Below are 17717 nucleotides of genomic sequence, written 5' to 3' on the forward strand. Positions count from 1 at the left end.
GTTAACGAATGAACATACTGACGGTGGAACAACTGACGAAAACTTATGGGGAGAAAGTGCTGTTTCAGGACGCTTCCTTCGGCATGGACGAAAACGATAAAATCGGCGTGATCGGCGTCAACGGGACGGGCAAATCCACGTTCCTGAAGGTCATCGCCGGCCTTACACAAGCCGATTCCGGCAAGGTCGCCATCAATCGGGACGTCCGCGTGACATTCCTGGCGCAAAATCCCGAATATGCCCCGGACATTTCCGTTCTGCGCGGCGTGTTCCAAGGCGGCGGACCTGAGCTTCAGGTCGTATCCGCTTATATGGAGGCCGAGGAAGCGCTGGAACGGGAGCCGGAAAATGCCGCACGGCAGGCGGAACTGGCGCGGTTGTCACAGGAGATGGACCGGCTGCAAACGTGGACGCTGGTCAGCGATGCCAAAAGCGTCCTGTCCAAGCTAGGCATTACCGACTTCGCCCAGCGTATGGGCAGCTTGTCCGGGGGCCAGCGCAAGCGCGTGGCGCTCGCTTCGGCTCTAATCCTCCCTTCGGAGCTGCTGATTATGGACGAGCCCACCAACCACATCGACAACGATACGGTCGCCTGGCTCGAGGCGTACTTGCAGAAACGGCGCGGCGCGCTGCTGCTCATAACGCACGATCGTTATTTTCTGGATCGCGTCTGCAACGTTATGCTGGAGCTTGATCGCGGCCGGCTGTTCCGTTATGAAGCGAATTACAGCCGCTTCCTGGAGCTGAAGAGCGAACGCGAAGAGCGCGAAGCCGCCTCCGAACAGAAACGGCAAAATCTGCTGCGGAACGAGCTTGCCTGGATCCGCCGCGGGGCCAAAGCGCGCTCGACCAAGCAGAAAGCGCGGATCGAACGGTTCGAGCAGTTGCAAGCGGCAAAGACGGAATATAAGAGCGATAATCTCGAAATCTCGGTCGCTTCCACTCGGCTGGGCCGCAAAATCCTGGAGATCGACGGGCTTCGCAAGTCGATTGAAGGCCGGCTGCTGATCGGGGAGCTGACTTACACGGCGGTGCCGGGCGATCGCGTTGGCATTGTGGGACCCAACGGGAGCGGCAAGTCGACGCTGCTGAACATGATCGCCGGGCGGATCGAGCCGGATGGCGGCGAAATCGTGCTGGGCCAAACGGTGAAGCTGGGGTATTTTACCCAGGAGCATCAGGAAATGGACAGCCAGCAGCGGGCGATCGAATATATCAAGGAAGCGGCGGAGGTGGTGACGACGGCGGACGGCACGCGGATTACCGCGGCGCAAATGCTGGAGCGGTTCCTGTTCCCGCCGGACATGCAGTGGACGCCGATCGGTAAACTGTCGGGGGGAGAGAAGCGGCGGCTGTATCTGCTGCGCGTGCTGATGGGCTCTCCAAACGTGTTGCTGCTGGACGAACCGACGAACGATCTCGACATCCAGACGCTGACGGTGCTGGAAGCGTATTTGGACGAGTTCCCCGGGGCTGTGTTTGTCGTCTCCCATGACCGCTATTTCCTCGACCGGACCGTAGACAAGATCATGGCGTTTGAGGGCGGCGGCGGAGTTGCTGTGCACGTCGGCGATTATAGCGACTATGAGGAGCGCACGCAGCAGGCGGTTGGACAAACTGCTCCGGATTCGCGCAAGACAGGCACCGATCGGTCTGACCGGAGCGACGCCGGACCGCAATCTGCTTCCGGCAGCCGCGACCCGGGCCGCGGAGAGAAGCTGAAGTTCAGCTATAACGAGCAACGCGAATACGAAACGATCGACGCGACCATCGAAGCGGCCGAGCAGCGCCTTGCGGCGATTTCCGGGGAAATGGAATCCGCCGCGAGCGACGCCGTCCGCCTGCAAGAACTGATGCAGCAGCAGCAGGAGGCGGAGGCCGAGTTGGAACGCCTGATGGAACGCTGGACGTATCTGAACGAGCTGGCGGAGAAGATCGAAGCCCAGCGGAATTCGTAAGCTGCGGAAGGATCACCATTGACCCTAGATCCCCGTGCGCCACTTCGGTAGTTTAATTCTTTGTTATTCAGGTGGCCCTTGCGTGAACCGATGCCGCGTTGGCCACCTCAAGTCATTATCGGGAGGAAATGTTGTGCAAAATACAATTTGGGGGATGAAGATGTAAATCAAATCATCCCTTATTGTTCATCCCCCGCCATTCCGCACCCTTCGCTTTCTATTGCACCCTTTGCCCCTAAATCTTCATATCCGCTTCTGGTTTTTCCGTTTCGGGCACGACCCAAATTTCCATGCCGGTCGTATCTGGTTCGTGGCTGGCATAACGCTCGATCGAAAAGGGCTTGATAGTAATGCCGTGATTCGGCAGCCAGGTGCCAAACAGGTACTGTTGAGCTTTGTACAAGGCGTCCATCACGAGATGCGTGAAATCTTCCGCCGCAAAAGAGCAAACGATGTATTCGCCTTCCGCAAGCGTCCAGGCGGTGAACCCTTCCGGGGGCTCGGCCGCGTGCGCTTCGGCTCCCGCAAAGTAACGATAATAGCCCGGATTCGTACCGGGATAAGCGACGCCAAGCTCGTCCCCGCCGGCTTTCAATTCGCGAATCCCCGGTTTCTTCTCGTGAAAATCGTCCCACAACAAGCCCAATGTATCGATGCCGGTTGCTCCGCTGCCGGGCAGCTGCCCCATCGGCTCTTCCACGGACAGACCGATAAAATATTCGGTCGCCGACGATCGCCGCCGCCCGATTTCGATCATGATGCCGTCGACGACCAAAGGGACATTTTCGTCAACCGTCGTGTAATTCAGCAGCAGTTGGGGTTTCGCGAAACGGTTCAACCCGACCGGATTGGCCCGGTATTCCTCCGGCGTAAGGCCAAACGCGCTTTTGAAGGACCGGGTAAAATATTCGTGGGAGGAAAAGCCGAAATCCAAAGCGACATCCATGATCCGCCGGTCATTCAAGGGCAGGGCTTCGGCGGCTCGGGCCAGCCGGCGCTGCTTGATGTATTCGCTGACGGGCTTTTTGATGAGCCGGCTAAACAGCCGCTGGTAATAAAACGGCGACAACGCCGCCATCCTAGCCAGAGCTTCGATCTGCAACTCCTCGGAAAGATGTTCTTCGATATAGTCGATCGTGAGTTGGATTTGTTCCCATGCGTGCATCCTGCGCACCTCCTTGTGATTAGATTAACATGGAAGCGGCAGTGGCGGCTTGACGCTCTCTGCTCTTTTTTAGCGAAGCGTTCCAGCGGGAGAGAGTAATCTATCTCTACCGATCTGTGCTATAATACTATCGAATGTTTTTTTGCAATGTGCTAGGCAGGTTCATAGTTCTCTCTGTAAACTCTTCGCCCGACGAAGGGTCTTTCTTTTTTTCGGTCGATGGACGGTTGCCTGCGAAATTTCATGAAAAAGAAGTGATAACGTGGCAAGTGCAGCAATAAGAGCAACAACGCGTCGCTTTTTGGATCGGCATTTTTCCGGCCAATCGATCGATTACCGGCAAATTATCGCACTCATTATCCCGATTTTGATCGACCAGGCGTTTATCATCGGCCTGAATCTGGTCAACACCGCCATGATCAGCTCCTCCGGGGTAGCGGCGGTGAGCGCCGTCAATATGGTCGATTCGCTGAATATTTTCCTGATCAACGTGTTTGTCGCCGTGGCGACAGGGGGGACTGTCGTGGTCGCGCAGTATAAGGGCAGCCGGAATGACGCGATGGTATCCAAGGCTTCCTCGGGATCCGTCTCCTCGGTCGTGCTGCTGGCACTTGCGATCAGCCTGTTGATCATCGCTTTGCATTCGCCCACCTTGAACCTGTTGTTTGGTTCGGCAGCAGCCGACGTGTTTCAAAATGCCAAATCGTATCTGATCGGCAGCAGCCTGTCGTTTTGCGGGATCGCGATCGTTGAAGCGGTGTGCGGGGTGCTGCGGGGGATCGGAAAATCGCGGGCCTCCTTGATGCTGTCGCTGATCATGAACCTCTCCTACGTCGCGCTGAATTTTATCTTGATCCAACTGGCGGACATGGGAATCATGGGAATGAACATCTCCGTCAATGTATCCCGCTATCTGGCCGCGGCCTGCGCCATTTATTATCTGGTCAAAATGGACGAGTCGCTGAGGGTTCGCCTGCGGGATATGCTGCAAGTCAACTGGACGATGCTCAAAAAAATTCTCTCAATCGGCATGCCGTTTGCGGCGGAGCAGATGTTCTTTAACGGCGGCAAAATACTGACGCAAATTTTCATCGTCAGCCTGGGCACCTACGCCATTGCCGCCAATGCGATCAGCGCTTCGCTGGCGATGGTGATTCAAATCCCGGCCAACGCGTTGTCCATCGCGATCGTAACCGTGGTTGGGCAATGCATCGGACGCCGGGAGATCGAGGATGCCCGGAAGCTGACGCGCTCGTTTCTGTGGCTCTCCTCGGCGACCTTCGTCGTGATGGGGCTCATCATCCTTCCGCTGTTCCATCCGCTGGTATCGCTGTTTCACCCGCCGGCGGAGATCGTGGATGATATCTTTACCATCGTGCTGATCAATACGATCGCGCAAATTCCGCTGTGGGCGATCAGCTTCATTACGCCTTCGGCGCTGCGGGCGGCCGGAGACGCAAAATATACGTCCGTCGTATCGATGTTGTCGATGTGGCTGTTCCGTGTCGTGCTCGGCTATATTTTAGGCGTCGTGCTGCCGTTTGGCGTCGTTGGCGTCTGGCTGGCCATGGACATCGAATGGGGGATCCGCGGATTGATCTTCCTGCGCCGCTTCCGCGGAACCAAGTGGTACCGGCATCGATTGGTGGAGGACTGACAACGGCCTTTACATAAAATAAACCTTTAAGCCTTACATCGCCCAAACATGGGCAGACCTAGGCTTAAAGGTTTTTTTACTAGCTCAGCACAGCACGCCGCTGGCTACCGACATCATCAGCTTGATGCGGTTGATCTGGTTCACTTCGCTGGCGCCGGCGTCGTAGTCGATGGCCGCGATGTTGGCGTCCGGATACATCTCCTTCAGCCCTTTGATCATCCCGCGCCCGGTGATGTGGTTTGGTAGGCAGGCAAATGGCTGAATGCAGACGATGTTGTTCACGCCGTGATCGAGCAGCTCCATCATCTCCGCCGTGAGGAACCAGCCTTCCCCCATCTGATTGCCGACCGATACCAAGCGTCCGGCTTTTTCCGCCAGCTTGTAGATACTCTCCGGCGGGGTTAAATAGCGGCTCGCTTCCAGCGCTTGTTTCATCGGCTTGCGGTACAGTTCGATATAGCGGATGACCATCGGGTTCACGAGGCCTAGCATTTTACTTTTGCCCAAGTGATCCGCCTTATAAATCGGATTGTATAAGCAATAGAACATGAAATCGAGGAAATCGGGCACGACCGCTTCGCCGCCCTCGGCTTCGATCACCTCCACGATCCGGTTATTGGCATCGGGATGGAATTTGATCAGGATTTCGCCGACGATGCCGACCCGCGGTTTGGATGCCCCCGTTTGCGGCAGCGCTTCGAATTCCGCGACCATGTCCCGGACATTTTTCTTGTATTCATGGAACGAAAACTCCTGCAGGGAATGCTTGCACAGCGTCATCCATTGGCGGAACAGCAGCTCGGTATCGCCGGCGTTCCGCTCATACGGCCGGAAGCGGTACAAGAGCCGCATCAGCAGATCGCCGTAGCAGGCCGCCGCGATCAACCGGTTGATCAGCTTTACATTCAGCTTGAAGCCCGGCTGATATTCCATCCCCGAGGCATTCAAGGAAATGACCGGGATCTGCGCCATTCCCGCTTCTTTCAGCGCCTTGCGCAGCAAAGCGATATAATTCGTCGCCCGGCAGCCACCGCCGGTTTGGGTCAGAATCACCGCCGTCCGGTTCGGATCGTAGTCTCCGCCCCGCAGGGCCGCCATGATTTGCCCGATCGTCACGATCGCCGGATAACAAGCATCGTTGTTCACGAATTTCAAGCCCTCGTCGGTAGTTTGCGCGCTGGCTTTCTCCAGCACCTTCAGCCGGTAACCGGCCCCGCGGAACACCGTCTCGAACAATTCGAAGTGAATCGGCGAGAGCTGCGGGGCAAGAATTGTATATTCGCTTTTCATCTCCTTGGTAAAAGCGGCCGGCGAAGCCGGCGCGGACGCCGTCCGGGCGGTAACCTGCGCCTGTTCGCGCTCCTTCATCGCCGCCAGTAACGAGCGCAGCCGGATGCGCGCCGCTCCCAAATTGCTGATCTCATCCACTTTAATTAAGGTGAAGGTCTTCTGGTGACGCTCCAGAATCTCCTGAATCGTATCCGCGGTGATCGCATCGATGCCGCAGCCGAACGAGGTCAACTGCACCAGCTCCAGGTCGTCCCGGCCGCTGACGAAATAAGCCGCGCGGTACATTCGCCCGTGGTACGTCCATTGATTGACGACAGGCAGGGGATGTTTGACGGCGCCAAGGTGGCACACCGCATCCTCCGTCAACACCGCCAGCCCCATCCCGGTTATCAGGTCGGCGATGCCGTGATTGATCTCGGGATCGCTGTGGTAGGGATGGCCGCAGAGCACGACTCCCTTGGCTCCGGCCTCCTCCAGCAGCTTCAGCGTTGCTTCGCCCTGAGCGCGGATATCGCTGCGAGCCCGCTCGGCCTCCTGCAGCCCCGCATCGACCGCCGCGTCCAGCTCTTCCGCCGGAATGTGCGCGAACGTGGCTTGCAGCGTCTTTTTCAAGGCCGGCACATGATCGATGTTCAGGAACGGACTCACCAGCGGGATGCCCTGCTCCTTCAACCGGTCCATATTGGTTCGGATGACCTCGGGATACGAGGCGACGACCGGACAGTTGAAATGGTTGTCGGCCGAAGCGTCCTCCTTCTTCTCATAGACAACGGCAGGATAGAAGATGAAGTCGACCTTGCTGCGAATGAGGCTTTCGATGTGGCCGTGCACCAGCTTGGCGGGATAACAGACGGACTCCGACGGAATCGTCTCCATGCCGGTTTCGTACAGCTTCTTTGATGATTTGGGCGACAGCACAACCTTGTATCCCAGCCGGGTAAAAAACGTATGCCAAAACGGATAGTTTTCGAATAGATTCAACACCCGCGGCAAGCCTACCGTCCCCCGGACCGCCTGCTCCGCAGGGAGCGGAGCGTAGTCAAACATCCGCTCGTATTTGTATTCGACAAGATTGGGGAGACCGGTCTTCGTTTTCTTCTGCGTCGCGCCGCGCTCGCAGCGGTTGCCGCTGACGTGGAAGCTCTTGTCGGGAAATCGGCTGATCGTCATCGCACAGTTGTTGCTGCATAAGGAGCAGCGGGCATGCGAGACCTCATAGGTGAACGAGTGCAGCTCCTCGCCCGGCAGCAGGCTGCTGCGGCCCGCTCCGTCATATTGCTCGCGGGCCAGCAGCGCGCAGCCGTAAGCGCCCATGATGCCGGCGATGTCGGGACGAACGACCTCCCGGCCGGTGAGCAGCTCGAAGGCGCGCAGCACCGCATCGTTGTAGAAGGTACCGCCCTGTACAACGATGCGCCGCCCGAGCTCCTCGGGATTGCGGACTTTGATCACTTTTTGCAGCGCGTTCTTCACGACGGAATAAGCCAGCCCGGCCGAAAGATCGGGCAGGGAGGCGCCCTCCTTCTGCACCTGCTTGACCTTGGAGTTCATGAACACCGTGCAGCGCGAGCCAAGATCGACCGGACGGACCGACTTCACCGCCGCGTCCGCGAACTCGGCGATGCCCAGCCCCAGCGCACCGGCAAAGCTCTCGAGGAAAGAGCCGCAGCCCGCCGAACAGGCTTCGTTCAACAGCAGGCTATCTATTGCGCCGCCGCGGATTTTGATGCATTTCATATCCTGCCCGCCGATATCGAGAATGAAGTCGACGTCCGGCAGGAAGCGGGCAGCCGCTTTATAGTGGGCGACCGTCTCCACTTCGCCGACATCGATGCGGAACGCCGCTTTCGTCAAACCTTCGCCGTAACCCGTGACGCAGGCGCGCGCGATATAACAGCTTTCCGGCAGCCGGGCGTACATTTCCTGCAGCGCTTCCGCGAGGGAAGCGAGCGGGCTCCCTTTATTGCCGCGATAAAACGTATGTAAGATTTGGTCCTCGGAACCGGTCAGCACCAGCTTGGTCGTGGTCGATCCGGCATCGATGCCGAGGAAGCAGGGACCGCTGTACCCCGCCAGATCCGCCCGGGCTGCGGTTGCCGCAGCGTGCCGCTTTCGGAAGGCGTCGTATTCCCGCTCGTCCGCGAACAGGGGGGCGAGCCGATGTTCGCCATCGGGCGCGGCCGTCCACTCTGCGGTCTCCATCCGGTTCAGCCATTCGCCGAGCGGACGCGAAGGTCCGCCCGCGCCATGCAGACCGGCGCCGATCGCCACGAAATACTGGGCATCGTCCGGGAATACGACATCGTCCGGCGCGAGTTGGAGCGTGGCAATGAACCGCTCCCGCAATTGCGGCAGGAACGTGAGCGGCCCGCCAAGAAAAGCCACCTTGCCGCGGATCGGCCGGCCGCAGGCCAGACCGCTGATCGTCTGCGTCACGATGCTCTGGAAGATGGAGGCGGCGATATCCTCGCGGCGCGCCCCTTCGTTCAGCAGCGGCTGCACGTCCGTCTTGGCGAACACCCCGCAGCGCGAAGCGATCGGGTAGATCGTCTCGCAGCGGGCGGCCCATTCGTCCAGTCCCGCCGGATCCGTCTCCAGCAGCGCGGCCATCTGATCGATAAACGCACCGGTTCCTCCGGCGCAGGCGTTATTCATCCGCTGTTCGATGCCGCCGCGCAAGTAAATGATCTTGGCATCCTCACCGCCAAGCTCGATCGCGGTGTCCGTCTCCGGCGCCAGCCGCTGGATCGCCTTCGTACAGGCGACGACCTCCTGCAGAAACGGAATGCCGGTCAGTTCGGCCAGCTTCAGCCCGGACGAACCGCTGATGCAAAGGCCGGCCTCCGCGCCGGGAAACCGGTCCATGACCTGCCGCCACAGCGCCGGCACCGCCGTACGGATATCCGAATAATGGCGGACGTACGCCCGGTGCACGATGACCTCTTCGCGTAACGCAACGATTTTGGCCGTGGTGGAGCCGATATCAAGTCCGATCTGCAGCCGCATGATGTTCCTCCGTCCCCGTTGCCATGAACGTTGTATCGAAAGCCGTGCTCTTCGCGACAAACTTGTCTCGGATCGTCTGCAGCGACTGCAGGAACACCAGCAGCTGTTCCTCGGGAAAATCGCCGAGAATCGCTTGAAAGACTTGGTTGCGTTTGGCGATCATGGCTTCAAGCACCGCTCGCCCCTTTGCCGTCAAATCGATCCAGCAGATGCGTTTGTCCTCACGGTCCCGAACACGGTCCAGCAGGCCGTCCTTGACCATTTTGTTGATGGCGATCGTATTGGCGCTGGAGGATAAGCCAACCTGTTCGGCAATTTGCGTCACCGTCGATTTCCCGTTCCGGTAAACCGCCAGCAGAATAAAAAACTTGCTGGGCAAAATCTGCTCCCCGTCGTTAAAAAACAACCGGCCCATGTTATGAGCAATGTCGAGCGTGGTCTCGCAGATTCCGTCGCACATTTCTTGAGGGTCCTTCATCGTCTTGTCTGCCTCCCCATCCAAATAAAGTTTTACGATAAAACTTTATACTCAAACCATATCATCGGGCGGGAGCGCAGGAATATAATAAATGTAATATAGACAAGAAAATCCGTTAACAAAATTTCGTTAGGGAACCGATTGACACTTCGGCTACTCGGTGTTACAATGTACCTGTAGTCAGCGATACTGAATAGCGAAAGCAAGAGCTTTCACCCGCTATTCGGTTCCTTTTTCCACCGGTACTAAGTTATACAGAATATTAGTCAGACAGAATAGCTTGGAAAACAATCGAGATAAAGGAGAAGAGCCATGAATTTTTGGGACAAAATCACAGGCAATGACATGACGAGAGAATTCAAAGGGTTTGAAGCGCGGGCTCAAAAGCTGCCGGCGGATTACCAAGCGGCATGGGAGGAAATTAAAGTGAATCTTTGGCAGCACTCCGACTTCACCGGTCGCAACCTCATGCCCATCCTGGACGGTGCGCTGAGTTGGCTTGAAGAAACGGCGGCGGACGGTCAGCGCGTTCAAGAGGTGCTGGGTGACGATATCCAAGGCTTCTGTTCGGCGCTGGCCGGAGAAGAAGGGGCCAAGTCGCTTCGTGACAAGTGGCGCGAGCAGCTCAACAAGAATGTCGCCAAAAAATTAGGGAAGCTGGAGGGATAACATGAATATTCAAGAAATGCTTCAAGGCAAAAAAGAATGGCGGGCCCACGTCGCGCGCGTTAAAGCACTCCCGCAGGATTATCAAATCGTCTATAACGAGATTCAGAAATATCTCTTTCGGGTCGGACCCGTTGAACTCAGTAATGGGATCGGCTTGCTCTCGGGGATTGTGGATTTGTTTGAGGAGGGCGCGAGTCTCGGGAAAGGAGTTCTCGAGGTGACGGGGCGCGACGTTGCGGCTTTCTGCGACGAACTCATCAAAGACTCCAAAACGTACACCGATATCTACGAAGACTCCGTTAACCACGCAATGAACAAGGCTATGAAAAAGGTGACCGACAAAACGAAATAAAAGGGTGTAAAACATGGACAATTTAACTGAAATGCTGAAGGGCTCGCTGGAAGGGTGCGTGTTGGAAATCATCAGCCGCCGTGAAACGTACGGTTACGAGATTACCCGGCGCCTGAACGAGCTGGGGTTTACCGAAGTCGTGGAAGGGACGGTTTATACCATCCTCGTGCGATTAGAGAAGAAAAACCTGGTCAATATCGAAAAGAAACCGTCGGATATGGGACCGCCCCGCAAGTTTTACACCCTGAATGAGGCTGGCCGTCAAGAACTCGCTTCGTTTTGGGAAAAGTGGGATTTCCTATCGTCAAAAATTAATGCTTTGAAGTCCAATTAAGTAAATGAGGAACCTGGATCCTACCGCAGACGATCCCGACTGAATGGCTGGTTACGAATGTGAATTTCCACCTTCGCTGTTCAGTTTTATTTTAGTCAGGTAGTAAGTGATACAGGTTACCAGTCATACTAAATAGCTGATGGGAGGAAACAAGATGAGCAAGGCAGCGATTTCCGTAAAAGGGTTACAAAAATCCTTTCAAGACAAGGAGGTCTTAAAGGGGGTGGATTTTGAGGTGCGGCGAGGCGAGATATTTGCCCTGCTGGGCTCCAATGGAGCGGGCAAGACGACGACGGTCAACATCCTCTCGACGCTGATGAAGCCCGATGGCGGGGAAGCAAGTGTTTGCGGCTCTGACGTCCAACGTCAACCGGATCATGTTCGCCAGAGCATCAGCCTGACCGGGCAGTTTGCAGCTATAGACGGCATGCATACAGGAAGGGAAAACCTGATAATGATCGCCAAGCTGCGGGGAGTTTCCCATCCCGCTCAAGTCGCCGACAATCTGCTTGCTAAATTCAGCCTGACCGATGCGGCGGGCCGCCGGGCGGACCAGTATTCCGGCGGGATGAAGCGCCGGCTTGACATCGCCATGAGCCTGATCGGGAGTCCGGCAGTCATTTTTCTCGATGAACCGACGACAGGACTTGACCCCGAAGCGCGGATTGAAGTCTGGAATACCGTCAAGGAGCTTGCCGGTAGCGGAACGACCATCTTGCTGACGACCCAGTATCTGGAGGAAGCCGAACAACTGGCGGACCGGATCGCCATCCTACATGGCGGAAAAATCATCACGACCGGTACCCTTGCCGAACTCAAAGAGATGTTCCCGCCAGCGAAAGTGGAGTACGTTGAGAAGCAGCCGACGTTGGAGGAAATCTTCCTCGCGATCATCGGCAAAAAGGAGGAGAAGTAAATGAAAAGCAAAACAGGGGTATTACTAGGACGTTTAATGCGCAATATCATGCGCAGCCCGGATACGATTATCACGGTAGCGATTACGCCAATTGCGATGATGCTGTTATTTGTCTACGTATTTGGCGGCGCCATAGAATCAGGTACGGACAATTACGTCAATTATTTATTGCCGGGAATCTTGCTGATGGCGATTGCATCCGGCATCTCTTACACGGCTTTCCGGCTGTTTGGGGATATAAAGAGCGGGTTGATGGCGCGTTTCATTACCATGCCGATCAAGCGCTCGTCGGTATTATGGGCTCATGTATTGACATCGCTTGTTTCCAATGCGCTTACTGTCGTGGTGGTTTTCCTCGTCGCGCTTTTGATGGGCTTTCGTTCAAGCGCCGGTATCCTGGAATGGCTCGCGGTAGCCGGGATCCTCGGGTTGTTTACGCTGGCGCTGACCTGGCTGGCGGTCATTCCCGGCCTGACAGCAAAGACAATGGAAGGGGCAACGGCCTTCTCGTACCCGTTGATCTTCCTGCCGTTTATCAGTTCGGCCTTCGTCCCTACCGAAACCATGCCTAAAATTGTTCGGGTGTTCGCCGAGAACCAGCCCGTGACTTCCATCGTGAATGCGATTCGGGCCCTCCTCTATGAAGGTACGGTGGGCAACGAGATCTGGGTCGCGCTAGCCTGGTGCGTCGGCATTATGATCATCGCCTACTTCTTCGCCGGCAGAGTTTTTAAAAGCAAGTTAGGGTAAGCCCAAATCGCTTATCCCAAGGCCGAAATTTGTATGATATCGTATGAATCTGGTTTCTTTTGAATAGATTGGAAGCTAAACAGAACTAAAAGCAAGTTTAGCAGTAGATAAGTTGTCCTTGCACTCCCCTCAAAAGGGGAAGGTAGGGACATTTTTTTATTTACGCTTTAGAAGTTTAATTGACCACAGTATGAAAAGAAGATATATTAATTTCATACATATAATTCCAGACATAATGATTATGAGGAATGTGTGGTGATGATCGATGAGTGCATCTACGATCCTGGAGGAAGTTCATTGTTTTATCCGAGAAAATGAATTGAATTTGACTCAATTCTCGACGAGGTTAAAAATTAACGCGGGAACGCTGAGCTATATATTAAACGGCAACCGAGCCTTAACCATCGATCATCTGGACCGGATTTCGGAGGTCATGGGCGTACCCAAAGGGCATTATTACGAGAAATATATCGAGGATTATCTTCAGGAACGGGACCCCAATTGGCGGAGAGTAGGCCCTTTTCTTCGGAAATGCGCGAAATTGGACAAGCTGGATTGCATACGAAGAACGGTAAGCCTGTTGTTGGATAATTTGGCGTACGCTACGTCCTTATTTGAGCTGGCCGAGGAGTTTTTTGAGAAGGAACTATACGGGGCCGCAGAGATTCTCTATGAAAATGTGGCGTTGAGCGAAACGAGGCAGTATTCCGAGCGGTTGGCTGTATGTCAGTATCGGTTGTTTAAAATCCGGATCGGAACGGACCAAGCCCATAACCTTAAAATCGCACACCAATTCGAACCGTTTGTGGATCGGCTGGATGAAGTCCTGCAACTGGACGCTCTCAAGGATTTGGCTAACCTATACCGCTCGCTTCGGGAGTGGGACCGACTTGAAGTGTTGGCCAAGGAGATGGAGCACAAAGCGAGTATTATATATTTCAGGGAAAGACGAGCGGAAGAGGAGTTTCAGAAAATACAAAAACGGCTTAGCAGGCCCGTTTTTTTATATATCGCCTATGCCAAACTATTGTGTGCAGCAGTATATGACGGCAGAGGAGACTATGCAAAGTCGATGGAATACACTTATCAATACGCTGACTTAAGCTGGGTACGAGAAACGGATTTGGATACGAAGTATTACGTAGATCAATTTCAAATATGGTCACGGGCTAATCTTTATGCTAATAAAATTATGAGTGGAGAAATTGAGGTATTATCTGAATACGTGGCGTATATTCTGGATAATCCGGATGAGATGATAACGGGGCTATCTAACATTATGTATGCCGCTAACCGGTATCATTTTGATGTTGATCACATCCTTCAAGAATTTCATTCTAAATTAGAGGAGTACGAACACTCTCAAAGGGATGATAATATAAGTATAGGCATTGTATACACCGATACTTACAACAAACTTCTCTATAATCTAACTTATTACTATATTCATAAAGATGATAGTCTAACTGGATTCAATTATTTAATGCGCGGGTTGGAAAATTCCGTTATAATTAATAAGAATGCTAACATCATTAAGTTTATGGTTTTATTTGAACAACATAGAAATGAAGCTCCAGAGGAAATTATCTTGAAATACAAAAATATCATTAGCGAGGTGTCTAGGGAAGTATGAAAATGATGATCGCCGCCTTAGCCGTTTTTCTATCCCTTGTATTTGTTTCTCCTAGCGTGGGTTCTGTTAATCACAACCCCATTACCACGTTCGATCAACATGGTGTATCCTAAGATAAAAAAACGCCTATTCGTTGAATTTAAACGAATAGGCGTTTTTTCAAGATGTCAAACACCCGCTGGCGGACGCTTATCACGATTATCCCCTTTGATCAGATCGTCGAGAACTGGAGAAGAGCTCGCCTCATTCACGGCCCCGGGCCACCCTGAATGAAAGGGATAATCGCGCAAAGGGCAGCATTAGAGGGATATCAAGGCCAAGGCACATCAGCAATCAACACCCGTTCTTGGACGCTTAACACGATTATCCCCTTTAATCAGTTCGCCGAGAACTGGAGAAGAGCACGCCTCATTCCAGGTTCCGAGCCCTCCTGCGAAGCGGTCAATGCCGTGATTGTACTGCCATCGGATTATGATGACGGGCATTGACTCTGCCGTTGCGGAACAGTTTACACTATATTAAAACCCGACAGGAGGAAAATGTTGAATGGTTGATTTAATCAAAATTAGAGATGTGTCAACCCAATATGATATATCTGCCCGAACTCTTCGCTATTATGAAGACATGGGCCTGATAAGCAGCACTCGCAGCGATGATTATGCTTACAGGATGTATGATGAAGTCGCTGTTAAAAGACTTGAGCAAATTTTGATTCTGCGCAAGCTAAATATTAGTATCAAAGATATACAGCGCATTTTTAACACTTCTGGTTCAGAGGTCGTTTTGGAGGTGTTAGGCAAAAAAGTTGATGATATCGATGGGGAAGTATCTCTTTTGCATGTGTTGAAAGAAATTGTTTTAGAATTTATCCGCCAGATTGAAAATGCCGATTTCGGTAAGGATTCCGATGTGAAGATGCTGTATGAAAAGGCGAAAGGAATTGAAAATCAACTTGTAAATGTAGATTATAACGGCAACCCTTCCAATGTGAACCGGTTGCTGGAGGCTGCGGAAAAACTGGAACGGGAACCGGACATTCTCATCGTTGAAATGCCCCCCTGCCGAATGGTGACTTCGGGGCTGCTGGAGGATGATAACGAGTTCAACCGATTTGACGCAATGTGGATGCGCCTTGGTTCTCGGATTGCCGACAAGATCAATCCTCGTGATTTTATGTATCATGACGATGAATTTAATAAAAATGTCTGGTTATTTTTAATAGAGGACTGGATGACCGAAGCTGACACCGAGGGGTATAAAATTATCACGTTCGACGGCGGCTTGTTTGCGGTAGCGATTGCGGAGAGTTGGGAATATAACGAATATGACCGCGTATACAAAGGTATAAAGGCATGGCTAAAACGGCAGGAACATCTTGAACTTGATGAAGGAGCCAACCGCCATCTGTTATACCACTTTGCAGGACCTCACTCGGCACAGATGAAGGAGTGGAATTACGGCAAGGTTCGTTATTTTGTGCCGATTAAATTGAAAGAAGAAAAAAACACTTGATCCGGATATAAAGTAGATCAACACCCGCTGGCCGGACGCTTATCACGATTATCCCCTTTGATCAGATCACCGAGAACTGGGAGAAGAGCACGCCAAATTCCGTGCTCCGGGCCTCCCTGAATGAAAGGGATAATCGCGCAAAGGCAGCATGAGAGGGACATCATGGCACATGTCTGATCACAATAACCTGCCGCAAATCGCGGGAATCGCCGTTCAGCTTGGTTTCGGCGGCGTTCAGTTGCGCCGAGCCGTCGCCGTCGAGGAAGATGCCGTCGACGAGTTGGCCGCCGGCGAGCGTCGCCTGGACGTCGGCGCGGAACGCCTCCGCCGTGCAGCGCGTAGGCGTGACGATCAGCCACAGCCGGCCGTCCGCGTCATAGGCGAGACCGGAGCGGAGCCGGTTCTCATCGGGATTCGGCAGGTGCTCGGCCTCCACCGCCGCCGCGCGCCAACCGGCGTCATCCTGCAGCTTCATGCTGACGCCGCCTTGGGCGAAGTAGCGGGAGCGATCCGTGACGGCGAGCTCGTCTGCCGCAGAAACCACCTGCACCGAGAAGCCGCCCGCAGCGCCGTCCCATACGAGCGTGCCGCGGGCGTATTTGGCGTTGAACCAGCCGGAGCCGTAAGCGCCTGCCTTGTCTTGAACCGGCTGGTCATGGTTCACCGCGATCGACAATATGGCGTCATTGTAGAAAAAGCCGCCGTTGATGCCGTACACGCGGTAACGCCCCAACGGCCGGTCGGCCGCCCGCAGCTCGATCCGCTCCGGATCGACGACCAAGGCATGCAGCTTGACGCCGTTCCTCGCGGTGAGTTCATGATATTCATAGTTGTGCGGGAGCAGGTAGCGGCTGCCCCAGCCGATCATCAGCAGAATGCCGAGAAAGATGGCCATGGCCGAAGCCGCGGCAATCCCCCAGCGCCGCCAATCAATCGGCAACATAAGCGGCCAACAGGCGGGTCGTATTAAGGATCGCCTGCTTATGGGTCCGTTCCATGGCGTGCGAAGCGTGCACGCCCGGTCCGATGAGCGCGGCGCGGATATTGTGGCCGCCGTGCAGCGCAGCCGAGGCATCGGAGCCGTAATGCGGATAGATATCGACCGCATGCGGAATGCCAAGGCCTCGGGCCAGCTCGATCAACCGGCTGGTCATTTCATAGTCGTACGGGCCGGTGGAATCCTTCGCGCAAATCGAGACGTCGGTCTCTTTGCAGCTCAGGTCGTCGCCCATGGCGCCCATGTCGACGGCGATCATTTCGTTCACGCCGTCCGGTATCCAAGATGCGCCGTGCCCGACTTCTTCATAGTTGGAGATAAGGAAGATAAGGTCATGCTGCGGCGTCCAGCCTTCGCGGCGGCTCGACTCGAGGAGCCCGAACAAGGCGGCCACGCTGGCCTTGTCGTCCAGATGGCGGGACTTGATATATCCGCTTGGCGTCACGACGGCGCGGGCATCAAACGAAATGAAATCGCCGACGGCAATGCCAAGCTTCAGCACATCGTCCTTATTTTCCACGAGCTCGTCGATCCGCACTTCCATGTTCTTCTCTTCGCGCTTGAACTCGCGCGCATCACTGTACACGTGAACGGAAGGGTGGGTCGAGAGGATCGTGCCGGTGTATACCCGGCCGCTGCGAGTGTGAATCTGGCAGTATTCGTTCTCGATACTGTGCATCATAAACCCGCCGACCGACGTGATCGCCAGCGTCCCGTTCGGGCGGACGGCGCGTACCATGGCCCCCAGCGTGTCGACGTGGGCGCTGAGCGCGATGCGCCGGGATGAATCGCGGCCGGGCAGGGTCAAGATGGCGCCGCCTTTTTCATTAAAGCTGCAAGGGACGCCCAACGCTTCGGCTTCGCGGTCGATCAGCGTCATGATGCCGCGCGTAAAGCCGCTGGGGCTTGGCGTATCTAGTAATGTTTTCAGAAAATTTAATATATAGGTTTCATTCGGTTGAATATTCATGGGAGACCTCCTTGGGGTTTGGGGCATGTG

At 54.6% G+C, this 17717-nt stretch carries 14 protein-coding genes; 9 read left to right on the forward strand and 5 right to left on the reverse strand.

Annotated features, from left to right (window positions below; translation table 11 throughout):
- The first annotated feature begins 8 nt into the window (after positions 1 to 8).
- Entirely contained in the window at positions 9 to 1958 is a 1950-nt protein-coding gene (locus ACZF99_RS08280; protein ID WP_483610728.1) for an ABC-F family ATP-binding cassette domain-containing protein, read from the forward strand.
- Positions 1959 to 2193: 235 nt separating this feature from the next.
- On the opposite strand, the gene ACZF99_RS08285 is transcribed toward ACZF99_RS08280, so the two are convergent.
- Positions 2194 to 3123, reverse strand: a complete 930-nt coding sequence (locus tag ACZF99_RS08285; protein ID WP_483610729.1) for a helix-turn-helix domain-containing protein — start codon at positions 3121 to 3123, stop codon at positions 2194 to 2196.
- A 262-nt stretch (positions 3124 to 3385) separates the two neighbouring features.
- Here ACZF99_RS08285 and ACZF99_RS08290 point away from each other — a divergent pair, with 262 nt between their 5' ends.
- Positions 3386 to 4780 (forward strand): MATE family efflux transporter, encoded by a 1395-nt coding sequence (locus ACZF99_RS08290; RefSeq protein WP_483610731.1) that lies wholly within the window; start codon positions 3386 to 3388, stop codon positions 4778 to 4780.
- 84 nt (positions 4781 to 4864) lie between these two features.
- Here the strand turns inward: ACZF99_RS08290 and ACZF99_RS08295 are convergent, their stop codons facing one another.
- Complete coding sequence (locus tag ACZF99_RS08295) at positions 4865 to 9076, reverse strand: acyl-CoA dehydratase activase-related protein (RefSeq protein ID WP_483610733.1); 4212 nt, start codon at positions 9074 to 9076, stop codon at positions 4865 to 4867.
- The gene (locus ACZF99_RS08300; protein ID WP_483610735.1) at positions 9054 to 9554 is read right to left on the reverse strand and encodes a MarR family winged helix-turn-helix transcriptional regulator; all 501 of its coding nucleotides are present in this window, start codon (positions 9552 to 9554) and stop codon (positions 9054 to 9056) included. The genes ACZF99_RS08295 and ACZF99_RS08300 overlap by 23 nt, the downstream gene beginning before the upstream one ends.
- 312 nt (positions 9555 to 9866) lie before the next feature.
- Here ACZF99_RS08300 and ACZF99_RS08305 point away from each other — a divergent pair, with 312 nt between their 5' ends.
- From ACZF99_RS08305 to ACZF99_RS08335, 7 genes are all read left to right on the forward strand, one after another.
- Positions 9867 to 10223 (forward strand): DUF1048 domain-containing protein, encoded by a 357-nt coding sequence (locus tag ACZF99_RS08305; RefSeq protein ID WP_483610737.1) that lies wholly within the window; start codon positions 9867 to 9869, stop codon positions 10221 to 10223.
- A 1-nt stretch (position 10224) separates the two neighbouring features.
- Complete coding sequence (locus ACZF99_RS08310; protein ID WP_483610739.1) at positions 10225 to 10575, forward strand: DUF1048 domain-containing protein; 351 nt, start codon at positions 10225 to 10227, stop codon at positions 10573 to 10575.
- A gap of 13 nt (positions 10576 to 10588) precedes the next feature.
- Positions 10589 to 10909 (forward strand): PadR family transcriptional regulator, encoded by a 321-nt coding sequence (locus tag ACZF99_RS08315; RefSeq protein WP_483610741.1) that lies wholly within the window; start codon positions 10589 to 10591, stop codon positions 10907 to 10909.
- 154 nt (positions 10910 to 11063) lie between these two features.
- Positions 11064 to 11825: an ABC transporter ATP-binding protein gene (locus ACZF99_RS08320; RefSeq protein ID WP_483610743.1), complete on the forward strand. Its 762-nt coding sequence runs from the start codon at positions 11064 to 11066 to the stop codon at positions 11823 to 11825.
- A complete protein-coding gene (locus ACZF99_RS08325; protein ID WP_483610745.1) occupies positions 11826 to 12575 on the forward strand; it encodes an ABC transporter permease in 750 nt (249 codons plus the stop codon).
- A gap of 319 nt (positions 12576 to 12894) precedes the next feature.
- Complete coding sequence (locus tag ACZF99_RS08330) at positions 12895 to 14208, forward strand: transcriptional regulator (RefSeq protein ID WP_483610747.1); 1314 nt, start codon at positions 12895 to 12897, stop codon at positions 14206 to 14208.
- 546 nt (positions 14209 to 14754) lie between these two features.
- Positions 14755 to 15720 (forward strand): MerR family transcriptional regulator, encoded by a 966-nt coding sequence (locus tag ACZF99_RS08335; protein ID WP_483610749.1) that lies wholly within the window; start codon positions 14755 to 14757, stop codon positions 15718 to 15720.
- Positions 15721 to 15880: 160 nt separating this feature from the next.
- Here the strand turns inward: ACZF99_RS08335 and ACZF99_RS08340 are convergent, their stop codons facing one another.
- Positions 15881 to 16663: a hypothetical protein gene (locus tag ACZF99_RS08340; protein WP_483610751.1), complete on the reverse strand. Its 783-nt coding sequence runs from the start codon at positions 16661 to 16663 to the stop codon at positions 15881 to 15883.
- Complete coding sequence (locus tag ACZF99_RS08345) at positions 16650 to 17687, reverse strand: M42 family metallopeptidase (protein ID WP_483610753.1); 1038 nt, start codon at positions 17685 to 17687, stop codon at positions 16650 to 16652. The genes ACZF99_RS08340 and ACZF99_RS08345 overlap by 14 nt, the downstream gene beginning before the upstream one ends.
- Positions 17688 to 17717: the final 30 nt, after the last annotated feature.

Source organism: Paenibacillus sp. JL3B1040 (genome assembly GCF_057063165.1).

Coding starts and splice junctions, on each gene's coding strand:
- ACZF99_RS08280 (WP_483610728.1), top strand. CDS start 9: ATGAACATACTGACGGTGGAACAACTGACGAAAACTTATGGGGAGAAA.
- ACZF99_RS08285 (WP_483610729.1), bottom strand. CDS start 3,123: ATGCACGCATGGGAACAAATCCAACTCACGATCGACTATATCGAAGAA.
- ACZF99_RS08295 (WP_483610733.1), bottom strand. CDS start 9,076: ATGCGGCTGCAGATCGGACTTGATATCGGCTCCACCACGGCCAAAATC.
- ACZF99_RS08300 (WP_483610735.1), bottom strand. CDS start 9,554: ATGAAGGACCCTCAAGAAATGTGCGACGGAATCTGCGAGACCACGCTC.
- ACZF99_RS08305 (WP_483610737.1), top strand. CDS start 9,867: ATGAATTTTTGGGACAAAATCACAGGCAATGACATGACGAGAGAATTC.
- ACZF99_RS08310 (WP_483610739.1), top strand. CDS start 10,225: ATGAATATTCAAGAAATGCTTCAAGGCAAAAAAGAATGGCGGGCCCAC.
- ACZF99_RS08315 (WP_483610741.1), top strand. CDS start 10,589: ATGGACAATTTAACTGAAATGCTGAAGGGCTCGCTGGAAGGGTGCGTG.
- ACZF99_RS08320 (WP_483610743.1), top strand. CDS start 11,064: ATGAGCAAGGCAGCGATTTCCGTAAAAGGGTTACAAAAATCCTTTCAA.
- ACZF99_RS08325 (WP_483610745.1), top strand. CDS start 11,826: ATGAAAAGCAAAACAGGGGTATTACTAGGACGTTTAATGCGCAATATC.
- ACZF99_RS08335 (WP_483610749.1), top strand. CDS start 14,755: ATGGTTGATTTAATCAAAATTAGAGATGTGTCAACCCAATATGATATA.
- ACZF99_RS08340 (WP_483610751.1), bottom strand. CDS start 16,663: ATGTTGCCGATTGATTGGCGGCGCTGGGGGATTGCCGCGGCTTCGGCC.
- ACZF99_RS08345 (WP_483610753.1), bottom strand. CDS start 17,687: ATGAATATTCAACCGAATGAAACCTATATATTAAATTTTCTGAAAACA.